The organism is Pseudoduganella sp. GW821-FHT12E03 (assembly GCF_058807115.1).
In genome coordinates this window covers 130,938-150,488 of sequence record NZ_JBXAQJ010000006.1, presented here as the reverse complement: position 1 = coordinate 150,488, position 19,551 = coordinate 130,938, and the positions used below count along the sequence as shown (strand labels likewise).

The 19,551-nt window shown below is 59.1% G+C and carries 16 protein-coding genes; 14 read left to right on the top strand and 2 right to left on the bottom strand.

The window, feature by feature from the left end; all coding sequences use genetic code 11:
- Nucleotides 1-10 precede the first annotated feature (10 nt).
- The 8 genes from tssF (at nucleotide 11) to AC1RRC_RS16700 (ending at nucleotide 11,698) form a co-directional block, all read left to right on the top strand.
- On the top strand, nucleotides 11-1,855 hold the full coding sequence (gene tssF, locus AC1RRC_RS16735) for a type VI secretion system baseplate subunit TssF (protein WP_493056647.1): 1,845 nt from the start codon (nucleotides 11-13) through the stop codon (nucleotides 1,853-1,855).
- Nucleotides 1,819-2,940, top strand: coding sequence for a type VI secretion system baseplate subunit TssG (gene tssG, locus AC1RRC_RS16730; protein WP_493056646.1), 1,122 nt, complete (start codon nucleotides 1,819-1,821; stop codon nucleotides 2,938-2,940). Before tssF ends, tssG begins: the two co-directional genes overlap by 37 nt.
- Nucleotides 2,930-7,633: a type VI secretion system tip protein TssI/VgrG gene (tssI, locus tag AC1RRC_RS16725; protein ID WP_493056645.1), complete on the top strand. Its 4,704-nt coding sequence runs from the start codon at nucleotides 2,930-2,932 to the stop codon at nucleotides 7,631-7,633. Before tssG ends, tssI begins: the two co-directional genes overlap by 11 nt.
- Nucleotides 7,630-8,409, top strand: coding sequence for a DUF7738 domain-containing protein (locus tag AC1RRC_RS16720; RefSeq protein WP_493056644.1), 780 nt, complete (start codon nucleotides 7,630-7,632; stop codon nucleotides 8,407-8,409). Before tssI ends, AC1RRC_RS16720 begins: the two co-directional genes overlap by 4 nt.
- Nucleotides 8,406-9,128: a DUF7738 domain-containing protein gene (locus tag AC1RRC_RS16715; protein WP_493056643.1), complete on the top strand. Its 723-nt coding sequence runs from the start codon at nucleotides 8,406-8,408 to the stop codon at nucleotides 9,126-9,128. Before AC1RRC_RS16720 ends, AC1RRC_RS16715 begins: the two co-directional genes overlap by 4 nt.
- A gap of 159 nt (nucleotides 9,129-9,287) precedes the next feature.
- Nucleotides 9,288-9,830: a hypothetical protein gene (locus AC1RRC_RS16710; protein ID WP_493056642.1), complete on the top strand. Its 543-nt coding sequence runs from the start codon at nucleotides 9,288-9,290 to the stop codon at nucleotides 9,828-9,830.
- Between the two features lie 18 nt (nucleotides 9,831-9,848).
- Nucleotides 9,849-11,432 (top strand): type VI lipase adapter Tla3 domain-containing protein, encoded by a 1,584-nt coding sequence (locus tag AC1RRC_RS16705; protein WP_493056641.1) that lies wholly within the window; start codon nucleotides 9,849-9,851, stop codon nucleotides 11,430-11,432.
- A complete protein-coding gene (locus AC1RRC_RS16700; RefSeq protein WP_493056640.1) occupies nucleotides 11,432-11,698 on the top strand; it encodes a PAAR domain-containing protein in 267 nt (88 codons plus the stop codon). The genes AC1RRC_RS16705 and AC1RRC_RS16700 overlap by 1 nt, the downstream gene beginning before the upstream one ends.
- Before the next feature lie 63 nt (nucleotides 11,699-11,761).
- Here AC1RRC_RS16700 and AC1RRC_RS16695 read toward each other — a convergent pair whose 3' ends face one another.
- Complete coding sequence (locus AC1RRC_RS16695) at nucleotides 11,762-13,750, bottom strand: SDR family oxidoreductase (RefSeq protein ID WP_493056639.1); 1,989 nt, start codon at nucleotides 13,748-13,750, stop codon at nucleotides 11,762-11,764.
- A 197-nt stretch (nucleotides 13,751-13,947) separates the two neighbouring features.
- On the opposite strand from AC1RRC_RS16695, the gene AC1RRC_RS16690 reads away from it, so the two are divergent.
- The 5 genes from AC1RRC_RS16690 (at nucleotide 13,948) to AC1RRC_RS16670 (ending at nucleotide 18,032) form a co-directional block, all read left to right on the top strand.
- Entirely contained in the window at nucleotides 13,948-14,607 is a 660-nt protein-coding gene (locus AC1RRC_RS16690) for a phasin family protein (RefSeq protein ID WP_493056638.1), read from the top strand.
- Nucleotides 14,608-14,746: 139 nt separating this feature from the next.
- Nucleotides 14,747-15,967, top strand: a complete 1,221-nt coding sequence (locus AC1RRC_RS16685; protein ID WP_493056637.1) for a patatin-like phospholipase family protein — start codon at nucleotides 14,747-14,749, stop codon at nucleotides 15,965-15,967.
- A 62-nt stretch (nucleotides 15,968-16,029) separates the two neighbouring features.
- Entirely contained in the window at nucleotides 16,030-16,695 is a 666-nt protein-coding gene (locus tag AC1RRC_RS16680) for a TetR/AcrR family transcriptional regulator (protein WP_493056636.1), read from the top strand.
- A 10-nt stretch (nucleotides 16,696-16,705) separates the two neighbouring features.
- Nucleotides 16,706-17,482 (top strand): hypothetical protein, encoded by a 777-nt coding sequence (locus AC1RRC_RS16675; RefSeq protein WP_493056634.1) that lies wholly within the window; start codon nucleotides 16,706-16,708, stop codon nucleotides 17,480-17,482.
- A 10-nt stretch (nucleotides 17,483-17,492) separates the two neighbouring features.
- The gene (locus AC1RRC_RS16670) at nucleotides 17,493-18,032 is read left to right on the top strand and encodes an LOG family protein (RefSeq protein WP_493056926.1); all 540 of its coding nucleotides are present in this window, start codon (nucleotides 17,493-17,495) and stop codon (nucleotides 18,030-18,032) included.
- A 28-nt stretch (nucleotides 18,033-18,060) separates the two neighbouring features.
- On the opposite strand, the gene AC1RRC_RS16665 is transcribed toward AC1RRC_RS16670, so the two are convergent.
- Nucleotides 18,061-18,573: a YgjP-like metallopeptidase domain-containing protein gene (locus AC1RRC_RS16665; RefSeq protein WP_493056633.1), complete on the bottom strand. Its 513-nt coding sequence runs from the start codon at nucleotides 18,571-18,573 to the stop codon at nucleotides 18,061-18,063.
- A gap of 61 nt (nucleotides 18,574-18,634) precedes the next feature.
- On the opposite strand from AC1RRC_RS16665, the gene AC1RRC_RS16660 reads away from it, so the two are divergent.
- Nucleotides 18,635-19,498, top strand: a complete 864-nt coding sequence (locus AC1RRC_RS16660; RefSeq protein WP_493056632.1) for an endonuclease — start codon at nucleotides 18,635-18,637, stop codon at nucleotides 19,496-19,498.
- Nucleotides 19,499-19,551 lie beyond the last annotated feature (53 nt).

Below are 19,551 nucleotides of genomic sequence, written 5' to 3'. Positions count from 1 at the left end.
ACCAACCAACATGAAGCGATTGCTGCCGTACTATGAACGCGAATTGGCCGCCCTGCATGATTTGAGCCGTGAATTTGCGGAGCAGTATCCCGCGCTGGCGGGCCACTTGGGTATGACCAACGGCAGCCTTGACGATCCCTCCATCGGCCAGTTGGTGGAAGCGATCGCTTTGCTCAATGCCCGCACCGCCATGCGGCTGGACGATGGCCATGCCGAATTCACGGAAGCGATGCTACAGGTGAATGCCCCCCACAGCCTGCAGCCGTTTCCTTCCAGCGCCATTGCACGTTTCGATATGGCGGGCGGTACGGAGGCGGGGGGCGAATCACCTATCCACCGTGGCGCCATCCTGAACTCGGTGGAGTGCGAGGGTGTGGTTTGCCGCTTCCGCACGGTCTTCGAAGTGGCGCTGGTTCCGGTGGCGGTGACGGATGCCACATTTCATCCCAGCATCCAGATGCCATTGTCGATGGGGCGGCCGGCGGATGTGACATCGTCGATCCGGCTCGAACTGGCCAGCCTGGCTCCGCCGCTTGGCCTGGCTGAACTGGCACAGCGGCAGCAAGGAATGCTACGGCTCTATCTCGACGGTGATCCGGTACTGTGCGCGGCGTTGCGCGATACCTTGTTCCTGCGAGTCCTGCACGCGTATGTGCAAGCCGATGGCGACGAACAATGGCGTTCACTGGCGCGCGTGCCGCTGCACGAGGCGGGATTTGAACCGCGGGAGGCCATGGTGCCGCAGCGCGCCAACATGCAGCCATCCTGGCGCTTGCTGACGGAATACTTCGCCCATCCTGATAAATTCAATTTTATCGACATCGACCTGGGCGCCATTGCGGATGGATTGCCGCCAGGATGCCGCCGCGCGGTGCTGCATCTGGCATTGGGCGGCATCGGCCACGACAACGATCTGGTTCAATTGCTGCGTCCCGTGAGCGCTGTGAATTTTCTCAGCAATTGCACGCCCGTGATCAACTTGTTCCCGCAGGCCGCGATTCCGATCGAATGCGATCATGCCGAGCCGGACTATGCGCTGGTGCCCAGCCCCGACCACGCGCATGCTTATGACATACACAGCATCGATGCGGTGCAAATGCTGCGGCAATCGGAGCGCAAGGAAGCATTGACAGACTTCCACCCCTATTATTCGTTGCGGCATGGTATTGCGGGTGGCAAGCTGGGGCACTATTGGCTGCTGCGCCGCGATGAGGTGAAGTCCTGTACCCATCCGGGGCACGAGTATCGGATTGCGCTGGTCGACCTGGAGAAAAATCCGCTGGTACTGGAGGCGGCAACCGTCTCCGTCACGCTCACCTGCAGCAACCGCTACTTGCCGCATGATTTGCCTTGGGGCAGGCCGGAGGGGGACCTGTTCCCCGATAGCGTCGACCATACCTATCCCATCCGCTTGTTGCGCAAGCCTGCGCTGCCGTGCCGTTATCCCGCCACGGCGCATTGGCGCCTGATCGCGCAATTGTCGCTGAACTTGCGTGCGCTGCTCGATGGCGGTTTGCCTGCCTTGCAGGAAATGCTGCTGTTGCACGATATGCGGGCTTCGCCCGTGGCGCAGCGCATGATCGCTGGCATTCGGAGCTGGTCGCACAAGCGTGCGCGACACTGGCTGGCGGACCCAGAGTGCGGCTGCCATGTGTATGGCGTGGAAATCAGTATCGCACTCGATCAGCAGGCCTACGCCGGCGCCAGCCTGCATGCCTTTGTTCGCGTGCTCGATTGCTTCCTGGGCCAGTTGGCTCCCCTTAACAGCTTTACCCGGCTGGTGGCGCTGGACCATGCCAGCGGAAAGGAGTTGCTGCGATGCCCTTCCCGATCCGGCGATACCGCCCTTGCGTGATGCAATGCCTGTTGGACGCGCCGCAGGGTTTTCATTTTATCCAGGCGGTGCGCCTGCTGGAAATCTGTCTGCTTCAGCGCGGAATCATGCGCCGCGACGTGTTGGCGCGCCATATCCGCTTTCGTAATAGCTTGTCGCTGTCCTTTCCCGCCAGCGATATCGAGGCACTGGCGGTGGAAGGCATGGCGCACCCGGAGGGTGGCATGCCGCTTGCGGGAGAGGTGGTCGGGACGATGCAGCGGGCGTACCTGACGCCCGCCTTCTTCAGTTTGCTGGGCGCGCAAGGCGCATTGCCGCTGCACTACACGGACCGCATTGCCGAACAACCGCATGACGGCGATGGGGCGGGCATGCGGGCTTTTTTTGATTGCCTGTCACACCGTTCCGTGGCGCTGTTTTACCTGGCCTGGATCAAGGGCCGGGTTGAACATCTGGCCGATGCGCGGGGGCGGGATGGTTATTTGCCGCTGCAATTGGCACTGGCCGGGCGTGCGCAACGTGCCGCGCTTGCCGACGAAGAGCCAGGCCAGCAGCAAGGCGTGGCGCCGCAGTTCCTGGCGCATTACGCGGCCCTGCTGCGCGGGCGCGACATGCCGGCCCCCGTCATCGGACAAATTTTGTCCGCCTACTTCGACGTGCCCGTGCGGGTTGAACAGTTTACTGGCCGGTGGGAATGGCTGACGCCGGATGAGCTGTTTCGTCCGGGCGTGGCCAATTGCACGCTGGGCGCCGGGATCATTTTGGGCAGGAAGTATCCTCGCCGCGACCTGTGCGCCGATATTGTCATCGGCCCGCTCGGCATGGCCGACTTCAAGCGGTTTATACCGGACGCGGATCGCGGCCTGGCCCTGCAAGCCCTGTTGACACAGTTTTCCACCGGCCCGGTGCGCTTTCGCGTGCGCGTGATATTGCGCGCGCAGGACGTCCGGCGCATCACGCTGCTCGGCGCGAACCATCCCGACCGCTGTCGCCTGGGGTGGGATACCTTCCTGATCGGGACGTCGTCGGCGATCGACCGCGAAATGGTGTATTGGCTTGCTGGAAATATCGAATCGCAGGTTCCGGGAGGACCGCATGGAAAGTGATAACGCATATCAGCCGCTGGCATCGTTGATGCTGGCGGAAATGCTGGGTGAGCTGCTGAGTACCGCCAATCGCCCACTGCGCTTGCGCTTGGCGCATCCCAATGGCTGGCCGGATGGTTTGCTGCTGCCGCAACGCATCGAAGGAACGGAAGCGCTGTGCGACGGTGTGACTTACCGCGTGCTGTGCGTGTCGCCGGACGCCTGCATTCCGCTCAAGGAATTGATTGCACTGCCCGCCGAATTGCAGATCGTGACCGACCGGGGCGATCTGCGCAGCCTGTGCGGCATTGTGACGGAAGCGGCGGCGGGGGAAAGCGATGGCGGCCTGGCCACCTATCAGTTGGTGATACGCGATGCGCTGGCGCTGTTGGATAATCGGAACAACAGCCGTATCTTTCGGCAGAAACATGAACTGGACATCGTGCGCCTGCTATACGCTGAATGGCTGCAGCGCTGCTCTCCGATGGCGGCGGTCTTCGGGCTGGAAGTCGATGCGGCGTTGTCGCTGCAGGCGTTCCCCAAGCGGGAATTCATCATGCAATGCAACGAGTCCGACGCGGCATTTATACGGCGGCTGCTCAGGCGGCGCGGCATCAACTGGTTTTTCAGGGCGGAGCAGGGCGACTGCGCGGAGGGCGATGTGGAGGGCGGCGCCACGCCGCGTCATACGCTGGTGCTGTTTAGCGATGGCAAACGCCTGAAACGCAATGCCGCCGTATCGCTGCGTTTCCATCGTGATGGCGCCACGGAGGAGCGCGATGCGATCACCGCGTGGAGCGCCGTGCGCACGTTGCAGGCGGGCAGTGTGATGCGCCACAGTTGGGATTACCGCTATCCGCGCGGCAGCCAATTCATGGTCACGGCCAGCACGGGCATGGCGGAGCAGGGCGCGCGCGGTGGCCAACTGGCGGCCAGCCTGGACGATTACCTGATCGAGCCGCCCCACGTCGGCGCGGACAATGAAGACCACCGAGTGCTGGGCCGCTTGCGTATGGGGCGCCACGACTACGACACCAAATGTTTTTACGGCGAGGCCAGCGCGCGGGACCTGTGCGTGGGTGAATGGTTCGACGTGGAAGGCCATCCGGAACTGGAACGGCATGAGCCTGCCGAGCGGGAATTCATCGTTGTCGCACAAGAGTTTGTCACATGGAATAACTTGCCCAAGGCATTGAGTGAGCGGGTGGAACGTTTGTTTGCGCGCAGCCAGTGGCACGGGCTTGGGGGACGGCAGGTATTCGGGCGCCACGCCGTGGGTGCGCCAGCGCTGAAGGATGGTTTCCGCTATCACACCCGTTTCACGGCGGTGCGGCGTGGCGTGGCTATCGTCCCCGCCTTCGATCCGCGTACCGATGTGCCGCAAGCGCCGATGCAAAGTGCGCTGGTGGTGGGGCCCCGCGGCAAGACCGTGCATTGCGATAGTTTAGGGCGGGTCAAATTGCGCTTCCCTGGCATGCGGGCGCAAGATCATACCCATACCCATGCGCATGGCGCCGGGGCATCCGGAGCGGATGCCGATTCCGCCTGGGTGCGTGTGGCGACGCAGTGGGGCAGCGATGGCGCGGGTATGGGCCAGTTGACCTTGCCGCGCGTGGGCGCCGAAGTGCTGGTCGCCTTCATGGGGGGCGATCCGGATAAGCCAGTGATCGTTGGGCAGTTATTCAATGGCCAGGGACTGCCGCCGGCGTTGAGCAGTGGTGGCGGCTTGCCTGGCAACCGACATCTGTCCGGCTTGCAGAGTGCGGAAGTTGGCGGCAGCCGGAGCAACCAGTTGCGTTTTGATGACAGCCGTGGAGAAATCGGCGCGCGCCTGGCCAGTGACCATGCGGGCAGCGCATTGAACCTGGGATGGCTGGGCACGCCGCGTACGAGTGGCGCCAGCGAGCGGCGCGGCGAGGGGGCGGAATTGCGCAGCGATGCGCAGATTGCGCTGCGCGGTGGACAAGGCTTACTGCTGTCGGCGTGGCGTGCGCCGGAAGAGGGTAAGCAGTTGGAGCGCGGCGCCCATTTGGCGTTAATGGAAGATGGCGCCGATTTGTTCCAGCGACTGGGGAGCTATGCGGTGCAACACCAGGGGCTTGCGTTCGATGGCGCAGCACAGCAAGCGTTGCAGTCGTGTTTAGGGCAATGGGATGCTGGTGGCGCTTCGAAAGGCGGTGGCGGTGCGCCAATTGCAGTCAGCGCGCCGGCCGGCATCAGCTATGCCACCCCGGCCGCGATTGTCAGCTATGGCGGCGCCAATGTCGATACGGTGGCGGGGCGCAATTTGCAATTGGCGGCGGGCAGTGCCGTCAATGTCCAGGCGGGCAGGGGTATTTCCCTGTTTGCCCAGGATGGCGGCCTGCGCGCCATCGCCCATCACGGCAAGTTGCTGTTGCAAAGCCAGCATGGCGAGATGGAGGTCAACGCTGCCGGTGCGCTGACTCTGACTTCGAGCGAGGGCAAGCTGACGGCGTCGGCGGATGAGATCTTGCTGGTATCGAAGGGTGGGTCTTTTATCCGGCTCGCGGACGATATTACCTTTGGTTCGAATGGTCACATCCACTTCAAGGCGGCCGATTACCAATATGGGAAACCTGCCACCATGGCCGCCACGTTGCCGGCGTTTGCCGATGCGGCTGTCGTGCCGGAGGAGGATTGCACGCTGGCGAGTACGTTCGCGCTGGATCAGTTGACGCGCTTTGCCAAGGCGTGCAGCCAGGGTGAATTCATTGCCATGATGGTGCCGGTATTTGGCTTTGATATTCCGGCGCCGGTGTACGTCAAGCTGTACGAGGGCTTGCGGGCGGGGGCCGTGGCCAATGCGAAGATCGTGGTGATGTCGGGCGGGCCATACCCAGGTTCATTTGACAACCGCAAGCGGGAAGTCCGTGTGCACCGCGCGGCTGTGCGCCATGCCGTCAAGGACAAGGAGGCCGCGTGGGAATTGTTGGCGGTGCTGTTGCATGAGTTTGGGCATTACATCGACATCGTGCTGCGCGAGGATTTGGCTGATAAGGATCCGGACGGCAGTCCGATGCTGGACGGCGATGCGGAAGGGGAGGAGGGGAGGCGGTTTGCGTATGCGCTGGCGTTGTTTGACTTGAAGTACCGTACGGAGGCGGAATTTGCGCAGGTGAAATCGACGGAATACAGTGGCCCGTTGCGCGTGAATTATGAAGAGGCGAGCCGGGCAGTGCAGATAATGCAGGATGAACGGGTTCCGGGCGGCGGTAGGACGCGCAGTGATCTGGAGCTTTTTTCAGCTGACGGCGAGCATGCAAAGGAACATCCGGACAAGTCATTTGGACATGAACAGATTGAATCGGCACTGATTGAGGTGGACGGTCAATTTTTCAATAAAACGGTCCGAAAGCAAATCTATTTTGGCAACTGGTTGCGTGACTATTCCCAATTGTTGAATCCGACATTCATGCGCAAGCCTGCCGACCCCAAGGATTTAACACGGTTCATCTCACGCGACGCATGGACAAGGTTGGTGGCAATCCTCGCGCAGGCGAAATTTATCGAAGATCCTCAGGAGAAAGAAACTTATTTGGTCACTCGGGAGAAGTTGGGTGTCAGCCGCGCGGTTGACCATATCGACAACCCTCATACCACCAGCGATCCGAAAGATCCACGCATAATTGATCCTGATTTTGAAGCGCCACCAGCACCAGACTATGTGGCGGTCAATCCAGTGACATCGATGAAGCGTTATATCGTGGCATCGCGTGATTACATGTGCGAAGAATTGAAGAAGGCGATCATCGCGGGCAATAACGCGGAAGGGCATCGGCATTTTGGCGCAGCATTACATGTGCTGGAAGATTTTTTTGCACATAGTAATTTTGTGGAACTGAGCTTGCGCAAGCTTGGATGCGGCAAGGTGCTGCCATGGACGTCACCTGCCCAGTGTCGGCATAAGTATCCGCTCGTTACTGGCACGTTTGGCTTCGAGGATCTGGTCGCCAGCATCGCAGGCGTATTTGCTAATGCACTTTTCAAGCCGGAACTGCAATATAAAGCCCGCAAACCGGGCGAGCGGACTATGGCTGAAAAAATAATGCTGGTGCTATTGGAAGAACATAGCGATCCCAAGCCATATGAGGGATTCCAGCTATGGTTGGACATGCGCGATAAGGCTGAAAGCATCCCGGGCGCCAAGTGGGTCTTGGGCGCCAAATTTTATGCGACATGGCCGTGGCGGGTGGCTGATTTCTTTGTCAATTGTCTGCTGCATTGGGTGGGCGACAGCATTGATGACGGGCAGACCTATACCCTGGGGGATCCGAATACCAATGGCTCCACGAATCCATCTCATTCGCAAGTGTCGAAGGATCATGATACCCACCCTTTCCATGTCATCGCGGCGGACTTGGCCCAGGCTGCGATCGCGGAAGTGAGCCGGGCGATGATGGCCAGATGGAAAGGAGATAGAACTGCAGACCCCTGCGCAAAAGCAGCAACTTTTATAGTTCATCCATACGATACCGATTGGCAAAATCCTAAGGTGAAGTTCTGGAAGACTAACCATTCTTCGGAGATTGCACGAGGTGAATCCGCCACGGAAATGGAAGCGTTGCGCAAGGAACATGAGGATGAATTGCGCGACATGATCAAACGGGTCCACAGCACCAGCAAACAGGTAGCGGACTACGTCAAGAAATTCCCGGAAGTTTTTTCCAATGAACCTGCTCAGGGAAAAAAATGAACGCACAGTATTATTTGATGATCTTGGCGCTATCCGGATTGCTGGTTTCGTGCGGCGAAAACGATACGCAGAAGAGTCCTCAGTTGCCATCCGTTGATGATGTATTCATGCAGGAAATAGGGCGATGGCTTAAACAGAAAGCCGGCAAGAAAATCAAGGAAATGATCGATGCCGGCCAGCCACGTATCGTGCCACGTGGAGCGAAGCCGGAAATTATTATTAAGGGCGACCAAATACATATTGATGGGAAACAGGTTGTGATGGGCGAGCCCATTGAACGGTGGAAAGCTGTAATCCCTGGGAAATCTCGCTGCAATGGAGAGAGTGGAAACTTTGCGTGCCGTTGGGATGAACTAGGCATTACGTTGCTGGCGGAGGACGCGAAAGTGGACGAGTTTACGGTCCATTTCAATTTGACCCCATGGATGGAATACGCACGCACGGGTCCGGAAGGTGTATGGGTCCCTCCCTATGCAGATCCCCGACCCAAACATCCATTCCGGGGGTACTTCGAGTGGGACGGGTACGGAATCGACGCCAATACCCAATTCTGGGAAATCCGCGCCAGCGTCGATCCCGCGCGCAATGTGCGATGCGATCTCTTCACCAATAACTGCGGCAATACGACAGCACGATTCGGCCGTGGCTCGAAAATATTCCTCGAACTCTACGAAACAACCAGTGAAAAAGGGAAATTGGCAGATTTCGCCATTGGCCTGATACCACCGCCGACTACAAGTCATTCCTCCGTACCCGCTTCCCTCAACACCAAATGAACGCACAATATTTGATGATCTTGGCGACATCCGGATTGCTGGTCTCTTGCGGCGAAAACGATACGCAGAAGAGTCCGCAGTTGCCGTCCGTTGATGAAGTATCCATGCAGGAAATAGGGCGGCGGCTTAAACAGAAAGCCGGCAAGAAAATCAAGGAAATGATGGATGCCGGCCAGCCACGGATCGTGCCGCGCGGCGCCAAGCCGGAAATCATTCTGAAAAACGACCAGATACGTATTGATGGGACGCCGGTGGTGATGGGAGAGTCCATTGAACGGTGGAAGGCTGTGATCCCTGGTAAGCATCGCTGTGAAGGGGAGCATGGGGACATTGCATGCGATTGGGATGAACTGGGCATTACCCTGCTGGCGAAGCGTGGCATGGTGATGCATTTTACCGTCCATTTCAATTTGATCCCATGGATGGAATACGCACGTACGGGTCCGGATGGCGTATGGGTTCCCCCTACCCTGACACCCGCCCAAAACATCCATTCCGTGGCTACTTCGAACTGGACGGTTACGGCATCGACGCCAACACACAATTCTGGGAAATACGCGCCAGTGCCGATCCGGCACGCAATGTGCGATGCGATTTTCTTACCAATAACTGCGGCACTACAACAGCGCGGTTTGGTGGTGGCGCCATCATATATTTCGAACTTTACGAATCCATCAGTGAACGCGGGAAGTTGGCGGACTTTACCATCGGCTTGGTAGTCCCCCGGTTACCGGTCCTTCCGAGCCCCTCAAGCCGTGAGCTCATTTATCAGGCAGCTCGGCAGTAGTAAACCTTCACTCTGTTGTATCAGCCTTTTGTGGAAGTGCATTTCAGGAACCTCCGCCTGCATCATCGACGATCAACAAGGAGCTCATGCCGTGAAAACCTACCTGCTGAAATTGCTGTTCAAAATTGCACGCTTTGGCTGGACCAGATATGCCGACTCGCACGTGCCCGATTATTCAGGTACTCACCGGCAATGGGCGGCCCTACTTGCGGGAGTCTCTGCCGCAGGGCCGATCATCGTCGCAGTCCTCTTATTCAAGCTGTTCAGCGAAGATTTAGCGGATGTGGGGCATGCGGCCCATACGCCAGTGGGCGCGATATTGGTGTTGCTGATGCTCGCAGTGGGCGTGGTTTTCGTATTGCTTACTTATGGCCCCCCGGTCCTGGCGATCTTCGTCATTGCTTCGCTCGCCTATGACCTATATAAGCTCCAGAATTGGCGCAACAGTAAATTCATTGCCCTGTGCATCGGCACTATGGCGCTTGTCGGAGCCTGGGTCTGGCTCGCCATGCAGACGGAAGAATTTCTTGTTTTTAGTTTGGCTGACGTGGCGCCATTCCTAAGCTCGGCATTGGCGCTCTTGCTGACATTCACCACGCTGATGCTCTTGCCCAAGCCACGTACGAGTGCATGAAGTCTGGAGGAACGCAAAATGGCTTCGACCAATGACACTCCGGCTGCTCATCACCCTTATCCCCGCCCCTGGAAGACCATCGTCAACAGTTTATGCCTGCTCACTTTTCTGGCGGCTGCTTTGTTCTTGCGCGATATCCAACTAGGGGACAGTGCTGCCGCCAGCGGCGCTGGTGTCATCGGCGTCATGCTGTTCTTCCTGCTGGTGGTGGCCGCCACGATGGCCCGCCTTGCTCGCCAGGCTGAAGACAAGGTGCGTGAAGCCGCAAGACATGCGGAACAACAGCAGCGCCAGAAGGAGCAGCAAACGAAAAACGAGAAGAACCACCGCGAATTCACGCTCGAAGTGCTGGGCCTTGGCGCCGTCTTCGATCATTTGCGGCATGACGCCTTGTGGCAAGCATTGCAGCAAGGCGATGCGTATACGACCGTGCGTAACCAGGATCCGAAACACTACCCCTGGTCCGCCATCCAAAAGCTGGAAGCCAGCACCAGGCAGGCTGACGAAGTTTTCGTGCGCGTGGTGCGGGAGACGCCGATTTATTGGGTGGCGCCACTGCTGCAAGTGGTGCCCGGGACTAGCGACGTCAACGTGTTCCAACTGCCGGCAGTGATGGCGCAGCATAGGTTTGCCATCGCCGAATACCAGGACATCGGGCCCGAGCGCGTCCTCGAGCACGCCTTCGCGTTATTCGATCAATATCCGGAGCTGCCCTACGTAGTGGTGTTCGCCGATAACAGCCTGGCCCGGCGCGAACGCGGGCGTGGCAAAGCGGCAGGGGACTTGGCTGCGGACGGCTACCACTTGCCAGCCATCCCCGATGCCGTCGTGGTACTGGTGCTGGGCAGGCGCGACCGTGTTGCCGCGTTGCGGGAACATGTGTGGGACGATCCGAACGACGATTACCTGCGCGTGACGACCACCAGGGCGTTGCAGGCCAGTTTGCCGGCGGATTGTACGGGTGAAGGCAGCATGCCTGTGGCGGCGGACTGGCTGGCTACCGCTGCGTTGTTGGCCCGTGATCCACAGCGCTACGACGGCATAGGGCCGTCCAATATGAAAGCATGGGATAACGACTCTCCGTTTGCCTGGAAACCGGGCCCATGGCTGCCAGTGGCATGGACCCGCACGCAATTGGCGCTTTTTGACCGGTTGCCGACGCTGGCGCTGATCCAGCGTCCAGTGCATATCGCATTCACGGACGAGCAAGGTCACGCCATTACACGTAACGACCACCGTCTGGAACTGCTGATGAATGGATGGCGCGAAGCATTGCAAACGCTGCCGGAATCGGTGCGCAATGCCGGCCCGACGCGTGTCATTGCCGCTACCGGCAACAATGAACGGCAACTGCTGGCGCTGCATGGCATGCTGCACCAGTATGCTGCGCAAGGCGGGCCGGAAATCGATACGTCCGATATCGCCAGTTTTACGGAGATGGGGCGGCGCCTGGGGGATGCTGGCGTCGCAACGTTGCCGCTACAACTGGTGCTCGGTGCGCTGGCTTCGCATAAGACCGGCGGCGTCAGCGCCGTGATTCATATGCGGGCCGATAGCACCGGCGCCACGATCGTATTTGCCAGGCCGGCAGGGGAGGGATAATGCGCAACGTAATCAGGCTGGGTGACACAACCTCCCACGGCGGCAAGGTCATAACCTGCGCAGCGGAACACCTAACAGTACTTGGCCGCCCGGTAGCCTGCATTGGCGATCTGTGCAGTTGTCCAATACCGGGCCACAATGGCTGCACCATCATCAGCGGCGATGCGCGGCACCAGATGGACGGACGCGCCATCGCGTTTGAAAACGACATGACCAGCTGTGGCGCAAAGCTGATCTCCAGCTGTCCCGAGTTCAGCACAGAATAAAAAAACGCCGGCCCAGGACCCCCTGGCGCCGGCGTTGGCAGGCCAACTCTTAAGCTGCGAAGCTTAGAAATGCACCCCGCGCAGCAACTGCTGCATGGCGATCTGTTCCGACGACATTTGTGGCGCTTTCTTGCCGTCGGCGCCTTTGGCGGCTTCCGAGTCCGGGAACATGCGGAACGTGGTGTTCAGCACGATCTGCGCCACACGTGGCATCAGCGCATGCAGCACCTGGCCGAAGATGCCGACGCGGGTGGCGATGCGGACGGGTTTCCACACGATGGCTTCGGCAATCAGGTCGCCTGCTTCTTCCGGCGACAGGGTCGGCACGTTCTGGTAGATCTTGGTCGGCGCGATCATTGGCGTGCGCACCAGCGGCATGTTGATGGTGGTGAACTTGATGCCCAAATCCTGCAGCTCGGACGAGGCGCAGCGGGTCCAGGCGTCCAGTGCGGCTTTCGATGCGACATAGGCCGAGAAGCGTGGTGCGTTGGTCAGCACGCCGATCGACGAAATGTTGATCACGTGGCCGCGTTTCTTGGCCGTCATGGACGGCATCAGCGCCATCGTCAAACGCAGTGCGCCGAAGTAATTGAGCTGCATGGTGCGTTCGAAGTCGTGGAAGCGGTCATACGACGCTTCGATGGCGCGGCGGATCGAACGGCCGGCATTGTTGACCAGCACATCAACGCCGCCATGGTTTTCCAGCAGCACCTTGGCGAAGCGGTCGATGTCGGCCATGTCGGACAGGTCGGCCGGATACGTGATCAGCTCGAAGCCGCGGTCTTCCACTTCCTTCTTGGCTTCGGCCAGCTTGGCTTCGTCGCGCCCGCAAATGATTGTGATCGCGCCGGCTTCCGCCAGTTTATGGGCGGCAGCCAGGCCGATGCCGGACGAACCACCAGTCACCAGCACCACCTTGCCGGCCACCTGGCCGCGCAGCGTGTGGTCGATGAACAGGTCCGGGTCCAGGTTGCGTTCCCAGTAATCCCATACCGGCGCGGCGTAGCTGTCGAGCGAAGGGCAGGTGATGCCGGTGCCTTTCAGCGCCTTGGCCGTGTCGCGGTTGTCGAAACGGGTCGGGTAATTGATGAAGTTCATCAAATCCGGCGGCAAGCCCAGGTCTTTCATGACGGCGTCGCGCACGCGGCGCACCGGCGTCAGGGCCATCACGCCTTTCTTGATGGATTTCGGCACGAAGCCGAACAGCGCCGCGTTGATGCGGATGCTCATGGTCGGCGCGTGCGCCGCGCGGCAGAAGATATTGAGAACTTCGCCCACGCGCAGCGGTTCCGGGTCGGTCAGGTGGAACGCGCGGCCATCGAGGTCCGGCTGGTGCGAAATGTGGTGCATCGCGTTGACCACGTAATCGACCGGCACGATATTGATGCGGCCCCCTTCGATCCCGACGGTCGGCATCCATGGCGGCAGCAACTGGCGGATACGCTGGATCAGCTTGAAGAAGTAATACGGACCGTCGATTTTATCCATCTCGCCGGTTTTCGAATCGCCCACCACCATGCCGGGGCGATACACGCGCCACGCGCCTTTGGTTTCCTGGCGGACGATTTTTTCGGATTCGTGCTTGGTGGCGAAATACGGATGGTCGAGGTTTTCCGCTTCGTCAAACATGTCTTCGCGGAAAATGCCTTCGAACATGCCGGCGGCGGCAATCGAACTCACGTGGTGCAGGATGCCGGCCTGGATCGCATTGGCGAATTCCACCGTATTGCGGGTGCCTTCGACATTGACGGCAATTTGCTCGTCGGCGTCCGCCAGCATGTCATAAATGGCCGCCAGGTGATAAAAATGATCTATATTTTTAGACAACAGCTTGATGTCGTCTTTAGAGACACCCAATTTTGGACTGCGCAAGTCGCCGAATACGGGAATAGCACGCGTTTTGCTGACGCCCCAGTATTCGTAGAGCGCCGGCAGCTTGTCGCTGCTGCTTTCACGCATCAGGAAATAGACGACGCTGCCTTTCTTTTCCAGCAGTTTCCTGACCAGGCGTTTGCCGATAAAACCCGTCGCTCCGGTAACAAAGTATTGCATTAAGTCTCTCCTTTATTCTTTAAGTATCGACAACCCGGCAATCATTACAGGATAGGCAACAATTGGCAAGCACTGTTGCACTGATCATTAGAACGCATACTCTACCCCATTAGAAGCCCATCTCTAGAAATGACCCCTAAAATGTTTTCATCGCAAGGAACGATCCGATTAAACGAAAGACTCTTTAGGAGCTTACTATGGCTAAGAAACTGAAATCCCTGGCAGCAGACGACAAACAACTGGCAAGCGCCGTGCGTAATTCCGCACAACAAATCTGGCAAGCTGGCTTGGGCGCATTCGCTAAAGCTCAGGAAGAAGGCGGCCGCGTGTTCGCCAAGCTGGTCAAGGAAGGCACCGCGTTGCAAAAGCGTACCCGTGATCTGGCCGAAGATAAAGTATCGGAAGTACGCGACACTGTCAGCGGCGTCGGTAAGCAAGCCGCCGGTTCGTGGGACAAACTGGAACAAGTGTTCGAAGACCGCGTTTCCCGCGCGCTGGGCACCATCGGTGTTCCAACCCAGAAAGACGTGCAAGAACTGAACCTGCGCGTTCAAGCTCTGACCAAAGCAGTGGAAGAGCTGACCGGCAAGAAAATCGTGGTTGCCGCCGCTAAACCAGCTGCTAAACCAGCTGCCAAAGCCGCCGCCAAGCCAGCCGCTGCCAAGAAGCCAGCCGCCAAAAAAGCCGCCGCACCAAAAGCTGAAAAAGCCGAAGCCGCGCCAAAGAAAACCGTAGCCCGCAAGCCTGCTGCCAAGAAAGCCGCCGCGCCGAAAGCCGCTGCCGCGCCTAAAGCTGCCGCGATCGCCTTCCCGACCGCCGCTTCCGTGAGCGAAGCCGCCAAGAAAGAAGCCGCTTAATCAGGCCGGTTGACAAGTTCCCTCGGTCCTCCTCCCCCGGCCCGCTTGCGGGCCGGGTCCGAGGGAATTTGCTTCAGGCCTGCCGCGTGCAGGCCTTTCGCTTTTTTGGCCGCTTCTTCATTGGCATTAATGGATTTACATGGCTGCAGAACACAAAGATAACGAGACAAAGCCCCCCGTGAAAGTCGGGCTGGCGCTGGCCGGCGGCGGTCCGCTGGCCGTGGTGTATGAAATCGGTGCGCTGGCCGCGATTGCGGAAGCCGTCGAAGGACTGGATTTGAACAAGGCCGACATTTATGTCGGTGTCAGCGCTGGCGCGGTGATTACGTCGGCGCTGGCCAATGGCGTCACGCCGCACCAGATGTGCCGGCTGTTCGTGGAAAGCGACGTGGAAGCGGCGGAAGGGGCCTTGCTGTTCCGCCCGGAAACGTTGCTGCGCCCGGCGCTGCGCGAACTGGCCAAGCGCGCCCGCACCGTGCCGCGCCTGCTGGCCAGCAGCCTGGTGCACTATGCGCGCAACCGCAAGAGCCTGGCCGGGTCGTTCGAGCGCATGAAAGAAGCGTTGCCAGCCGGGTTTTTATCGGCCGATTCACTGGGCCGCTACCTGGAATCCGTCTACAGCCAGGCCGGCCGCACCAATGATTTCCGCAAGCTGGGCCGCAAACTCGTGATTGTCGCCACCGACCTCGATACCGGTAAAGCCGTGCGTTTTGGCGAAACCGGCTGGGACAGCACGCCGATTTCCACTGCCGTGCAAGCCAGTGCCGCCGTGCCCGGGCTATTCCCGCCAGTGGAAATCAATGGCCACCATTTCGTCGATGGCGCATTGCGCAAAACCATGCACTCGTCGATTGCCCTGGAAGAGGGCGTGGAATTGCTGTTGCTGGTCAATCCCATCGTGCCGTATAACGCCCGCTTCAAGGCCGGCGCCGGCAAGCTGGTCAATGGCGGCCTGATTGACGTGCTGTCGCAAACCATCCGCTCGATCTTGCATTCGCGCCTGGAAACCGGCCTGGCCAGCTATCAGGTCAGCCATCCGAACGTCGATATCCTGTTGTTCCAGCCCAGCGAAACCGATGCCGAACTGTTCTTTACCGCCATGTTCAGCTACAACAACCGGCGGTACACGTGCGAACAGGCCTATCAGCATACCCGGCAAGCTTTGTGGCAACAGCGCCACAACCTGGCCCCGAAACTGGCCCGCCACGGCATGCGTTTGCGGGAATCTGTCTTGCAGGATAAAAGTCTTCGTTTGGTCAGCGATACGCCGCCACGCAAGTCCCTGCTGGAACTCGATGCCGCGCTGGCCGATCTGGAGCGTTACTTGCGGGTGGTGCACGGCGTGGAAGCGCAGCAGTGAGCATTACGGAAAGCGATGCTTCAGTGTTATCCTTGCATGAAGAAAAACACATAACGGCCACCATGCAACAGAAAGCACCACGACGCACACGCGAACGTATTCTTGAATTATCCCTTCGCTTATTTAACGAATTCGGCGAACCCAATATCACGACCACTGTGATTGCGGAAGAAATGAATATCTCGCCGGGCAATCTTTATTATCACTTCCGTAATAAGGACGATATTGTTAATTCGATTTTCACGCAGTTCGAAGGTGAAATTGAACGGATATTGCAAGTGCCGGATGGGCGCCGCTCCAATATTGAAGACGTGTGGCTGTATTTGCACCTGATGTTTGAATTGATCTGGCGCTACCGTTTCTTTTACCGCGACTTGAATGATTTATTGTCGCGTAACCGAAAACTGGAACTCCATTTCAAACAGATCCTCGCGCACAAGATCAAAGTCGCCAAGCAATTGTGCGAAGACTTGCGCAGCGAACAGTCGCTCGATGCATCGGATGCGCAAATCGATGCCATGGCGACCAATATGGTGGTGGTGGCCACGTACTGGCTGTCGTACGAATACGTGCGCAATCCGCGCAAATATACGGAACAGCAATCGATGGCCGATGCACTGGCCCGCGGCTGCTATCAAGTGCTGTCGCAAATCGGTCCGTACCTGCGGGGCGAAACGCAATTGCTGTTCCAAAAGTTGTCTGAAGAATACTTAAAAAAACTCACCTAGGAGAAGCACAATGGCATGGACCAAATTCCCTTACGCGGACGACGCTTATGTTTATACCGCCGCCAGCCTGAAGAAGGCCTGGGCGCGGCTGCACGCCAACGATGCGGAAGCGTTCCCGTCGAATCCGGAACTGGTGCAGGCGTGGATCGCTTACCACGCGGGCGACTTTGAAAAAGCCGCCGAACTGGGCCTGGCGCAAGGGGGGGATGGTTACTCGGTGGCGAACCGCGCCACCTGCATCTATGCCAATTACCTGGAAAAGAGCGACAAGAAAAAACTGGCCCTGTACCTGGAAGTGGCGGAGCGCTGCGAACAGCAACAGGAAGAACAGCCGAAGAACGCGGCCGGTTTTTACTGGCACGCGTATGCGCTGGGCCGCTATGCCCAGGGCATTTCCGTGGTCAAGGCGCTGTCGCAGGGCATCGGCGCGAAAGTCAAAAACAGCCTGGATACCGCCATCAAGCTGGCGCCCAAGCACGCCGACGCGCATATCGCGCTGGGAAGCTACCACGCGGAAATCGTCGACAAGGTCGGTTCGATGATTGCCGGCTTGACGTATGGCGCGAAAAAGGATGAGGGCTACAAGCTGTTCAAGAAGGCGGCGGAGCTGAATCCGGAAAGTGCTATCACGCATATCGAATATGCGAATGCGCTCGTCATGCTGGACGGCAAGAAGAAAATGGACGAAGCTGTCGGTTTGTATGAGAAGGCGGCCGCACACGAAGCGGCGGACGCCAACGAACGGCTGGACGTGGAACTGGCCAAATCCGAGTTAGAGGACGAGTAACTTGCAGCAATTGAAATCGATCTGTGTCTATTGCGGCGCCAACCCTGGCGCGTCTCCCCGCTATGCGGAAGAAGCGCGCCTGCTGGCGCGCGCGCTGGTGGAAGCCAACCTGTCGCTGGTGTATGGCGGCGGCAAGGTGGGGCTGATGGGCGTGATTGCCGATGAAGTCTTGCGCCTGGGGGGCGAAGTCACCGGCGTGATCCCGACCGCGCTGGTTGAGCGTGAACAGGGGCATCCGGGCTTGACGCGCCAGTTTGTCGTCAAGGACATGCACGAGCGCAAAGCCATGATGGCGCAATTGGCCGACGGTTTCATTGCCATGCCGGGAGGCATGGGGACGCTGGAAGAATTGTTTGAAATGCTGACGTGGTCGCAACTGGGCTTCCACGCCAAGCCGGTCGGCGTGCTGAACGTCGACGGCTTTTATGACAGCCTGGTGGCGTTCATCGGCCATGCCAGCGAGCAGGGCTTTATCAAGCCGCAGCATGCGGAATTGATGATGGTGGAAAGCGCGCCGGCGGCGTTGCTGAAGCGCTTCATCAGCCGCTAGGCGCAGTGCAGCGGGGCGCGCCGGCAGGTCAGGCGCCCCACAATTTCTTCCCTTCCGATTCCAGCGCCGTCAGGTACAGCCGCACATCGAATTCATACTGGTGGTAATTCGGTTCCATGTACGTGCACAGCTTGTAAAACGCCTTGTCGTGCTGCTTTTCCTTCACGTGCGCCAGTTCGTGCACGGCGATCATGCGCAGGAATTCCGCCGGGGCATCGCGGAACAGGGTGCCGACGCGGATTTCATGCTTGGCCTTCAGCTTGCCGCCCTGGATGCGGGAAATCGACGTGTGCAAGCCCAGCGCGTGGTTGATCACGTGGATTTTGCTGTCGTACATGACTTTGTCGATTGGCGCCGCGTTGCGCAGGAATTCATCGCGCAAGTCTTGCACATACTGGTACAGCGCCTTGTCATTGCGGACGTCGTGCGCGGCAGGATAGCGTTTCAATAACGTTGTACCCAGGCGCCCCTGGTCCATCAGCAGGCGGACTTGTTGCTGGGTTTGGTCGGAATAGGCGCTCAGGTATTTCAGGGGCTGCATGATGTGTGGTGCCAAGAGATTTCTGCGGGACAAGAGCGGAAATGTACCATATGATGGCGCGATGCGTACCCATGTCAATTCAGTGGGACTGCTTGTCCGCAGTGATCCCGCCTTGTCGTTCAGTTATCCGTCCCACATCGACCGCGCCAGCCTCGACGCGCTGCCGCCGCAGCCGGGCATTTATATGTTCCGCGACGCCGCGGGGGTGGTGATCTATGTTGGCAAAAGCGTCAACATCCGCACCCGCGTCTTGAGCCATTTGCGCACGCCGGATGAAATGTCCATGCTGGCGCGCACCACCCGCATTGATTTCGAGCGCACCGGCGGTGAAATCGGTGCGCTGCTGCGCGAAGCGCAATTGATCAAGCAATTGCAGCCGGTTTTTAATCAAAAGTTGCGCCGCACGCGGGAAATGTGCGGCTACCTGCTACCCTCGGACCACACCGCGCTGCAACTGGTGTTTGGCCGAGAACAGGATTTTGCCGCGACGGACCACCTGTTCGGCTTGTTCGGCAGCCGCCAGGCGGCGCAGGAGGCGCTGCGCGACCTGGTGCAATTGCACGGCCTGTGTCCGGCGCTGCTGGGCCTGGAAAAAAACGCGCGCGGCAGGGCGTGCTTTGCGCACCAGATCGGCCGTTGCCGGGGCGCCTGCGCCGGCGCCGAGAGCCATGAAGCCCATCGCCTGCGCCTGCACGAAGCGTTGGCCGCGTGGCAGGTGGCGCGCTGGCCCTATGACGGCGCGATCGGCATCGTCGAAGAATCGGAAGGGCTGCGCCAGGTGCATCTGGTGGACCGCTGGTGCTACCTCGGTATCAAGCCCAAGGGCCGGCGGCGCAAGGTGCCGCGCGGGGACTTCGATATCGATGTGTACCAGATCTTGCGCAAGCCCTTGCTGGCCGGCGGCCTCGTCATCGAGCCGCAGTAGCGGGCGTTCGATCGCGTTATATACGGTAATAAATAATGCTGCGTGGTACAGAG

What these genes read in the sequence shown, in the direction of transcription:
- tssF (WP_493056647.1), top strand. Translation starts at nt 11, where the DNA reads ATGAAGCGATTGCTGCCGTACTATGAACGCGAATTGGCCGCCCTGCAT.
- tssG (WP_493056646.1), top strand. Translation starts at nt 1,819, where the DNA reads ATGCCCTTCCCGATCCGGCGATACCGCCCTTGCGTGATGCAATGCCTG.
- tssI (WP_493056645.1), top strand. Translation starts at nt 2,930, where the DNA reads ATGGAAAGTGATAACGCATATCAGCCGCTGGCATCGTTGATGCTGGCG.
- AC1RRC_RS16720 (WP_493056644.1), top strand. Translation starts at nt 7,630, where the DNA reads ATGAACGCACAGTATTATTTGATGATCTTGGCGCTATCCGGATTGCTG.
- AC1RRC_RS16715 (WP_493056643.1), top strand. Translation starts at nt 8,406, where the DNA reads ATGAACGCACAATATTTGATGATCTTGGCGACATCCGGATTGCTGGTC.
- AC1RRC_RS16705 (WP_493056641.1), top strand. Translation starts at nt 9,849, where the DNA reads ATGGCTTCGACCAATGACACTCCGGCTGCTCATCACCCTTATCCCCGC.
- AC1RRC_RS16700 (WP_493056640.1), top strand. Translation starts at nt 11,432, where the DNA reads ATGCGCAACGTAATCAGGCTGGGTGACACAACCTCCCACGGCGGCAAG.
- AC1RRC_RS16695 (WP_493056639.1), bottom strand. Translation starts at nt 13,750, where the DNA reads ATGCAATACTTTGTTACCGGAGCGACGGGTTTTATCGGCAAACGCCTG.
- AC1RRC_RS16690 (WP_493056638.1), top strand. Translation starts at nt 13,948, where the DNA reads ATGGCTAAGAAACTGAAATCCCTGGCAGCAGACGACAAACAACTGGCA.
- AC1RRC_RS16685 (WP_493056637.1), top strand. Translation starts at nt 14,747, where the DNA reads ATGGCTGCAGAACACAAAGATAACGAGACAAAGCCCCCCGTGAAAGTC.
- AC1RRC_RS16680 (WP_493056636.1), top strand. Translation starts at nt 16,030, where the DNA reads ATGCAACAGAAAGCACCACGACGCACACGCGAACGTATTCTTGAATTA.
- AC1RRC_RS16675 (WP_493056634.1), top strand. Translation starts at nt 16,706, where the DNA reads ATGGCATGGACCAAATTCCCTTACGCGGACGACGCTTATGTTTATACC.
- AC1RRC_RS16665 (WP_493056633.1), bottom strand. Translation starts at nt 18,573, where the DNA reads ATGCAGCCCCTGAAATACCTGAGCGCCTATTCCGACCAAACCCAGCAA.
- AC1RRC_RS16660 (WP_493056632.1), top strand. Translation starts at nt 18,635, where the DNA reads ATGCGTACCCATGTCAATTCAGTGGGACTGCTTGTCCGCAGTGATCCC.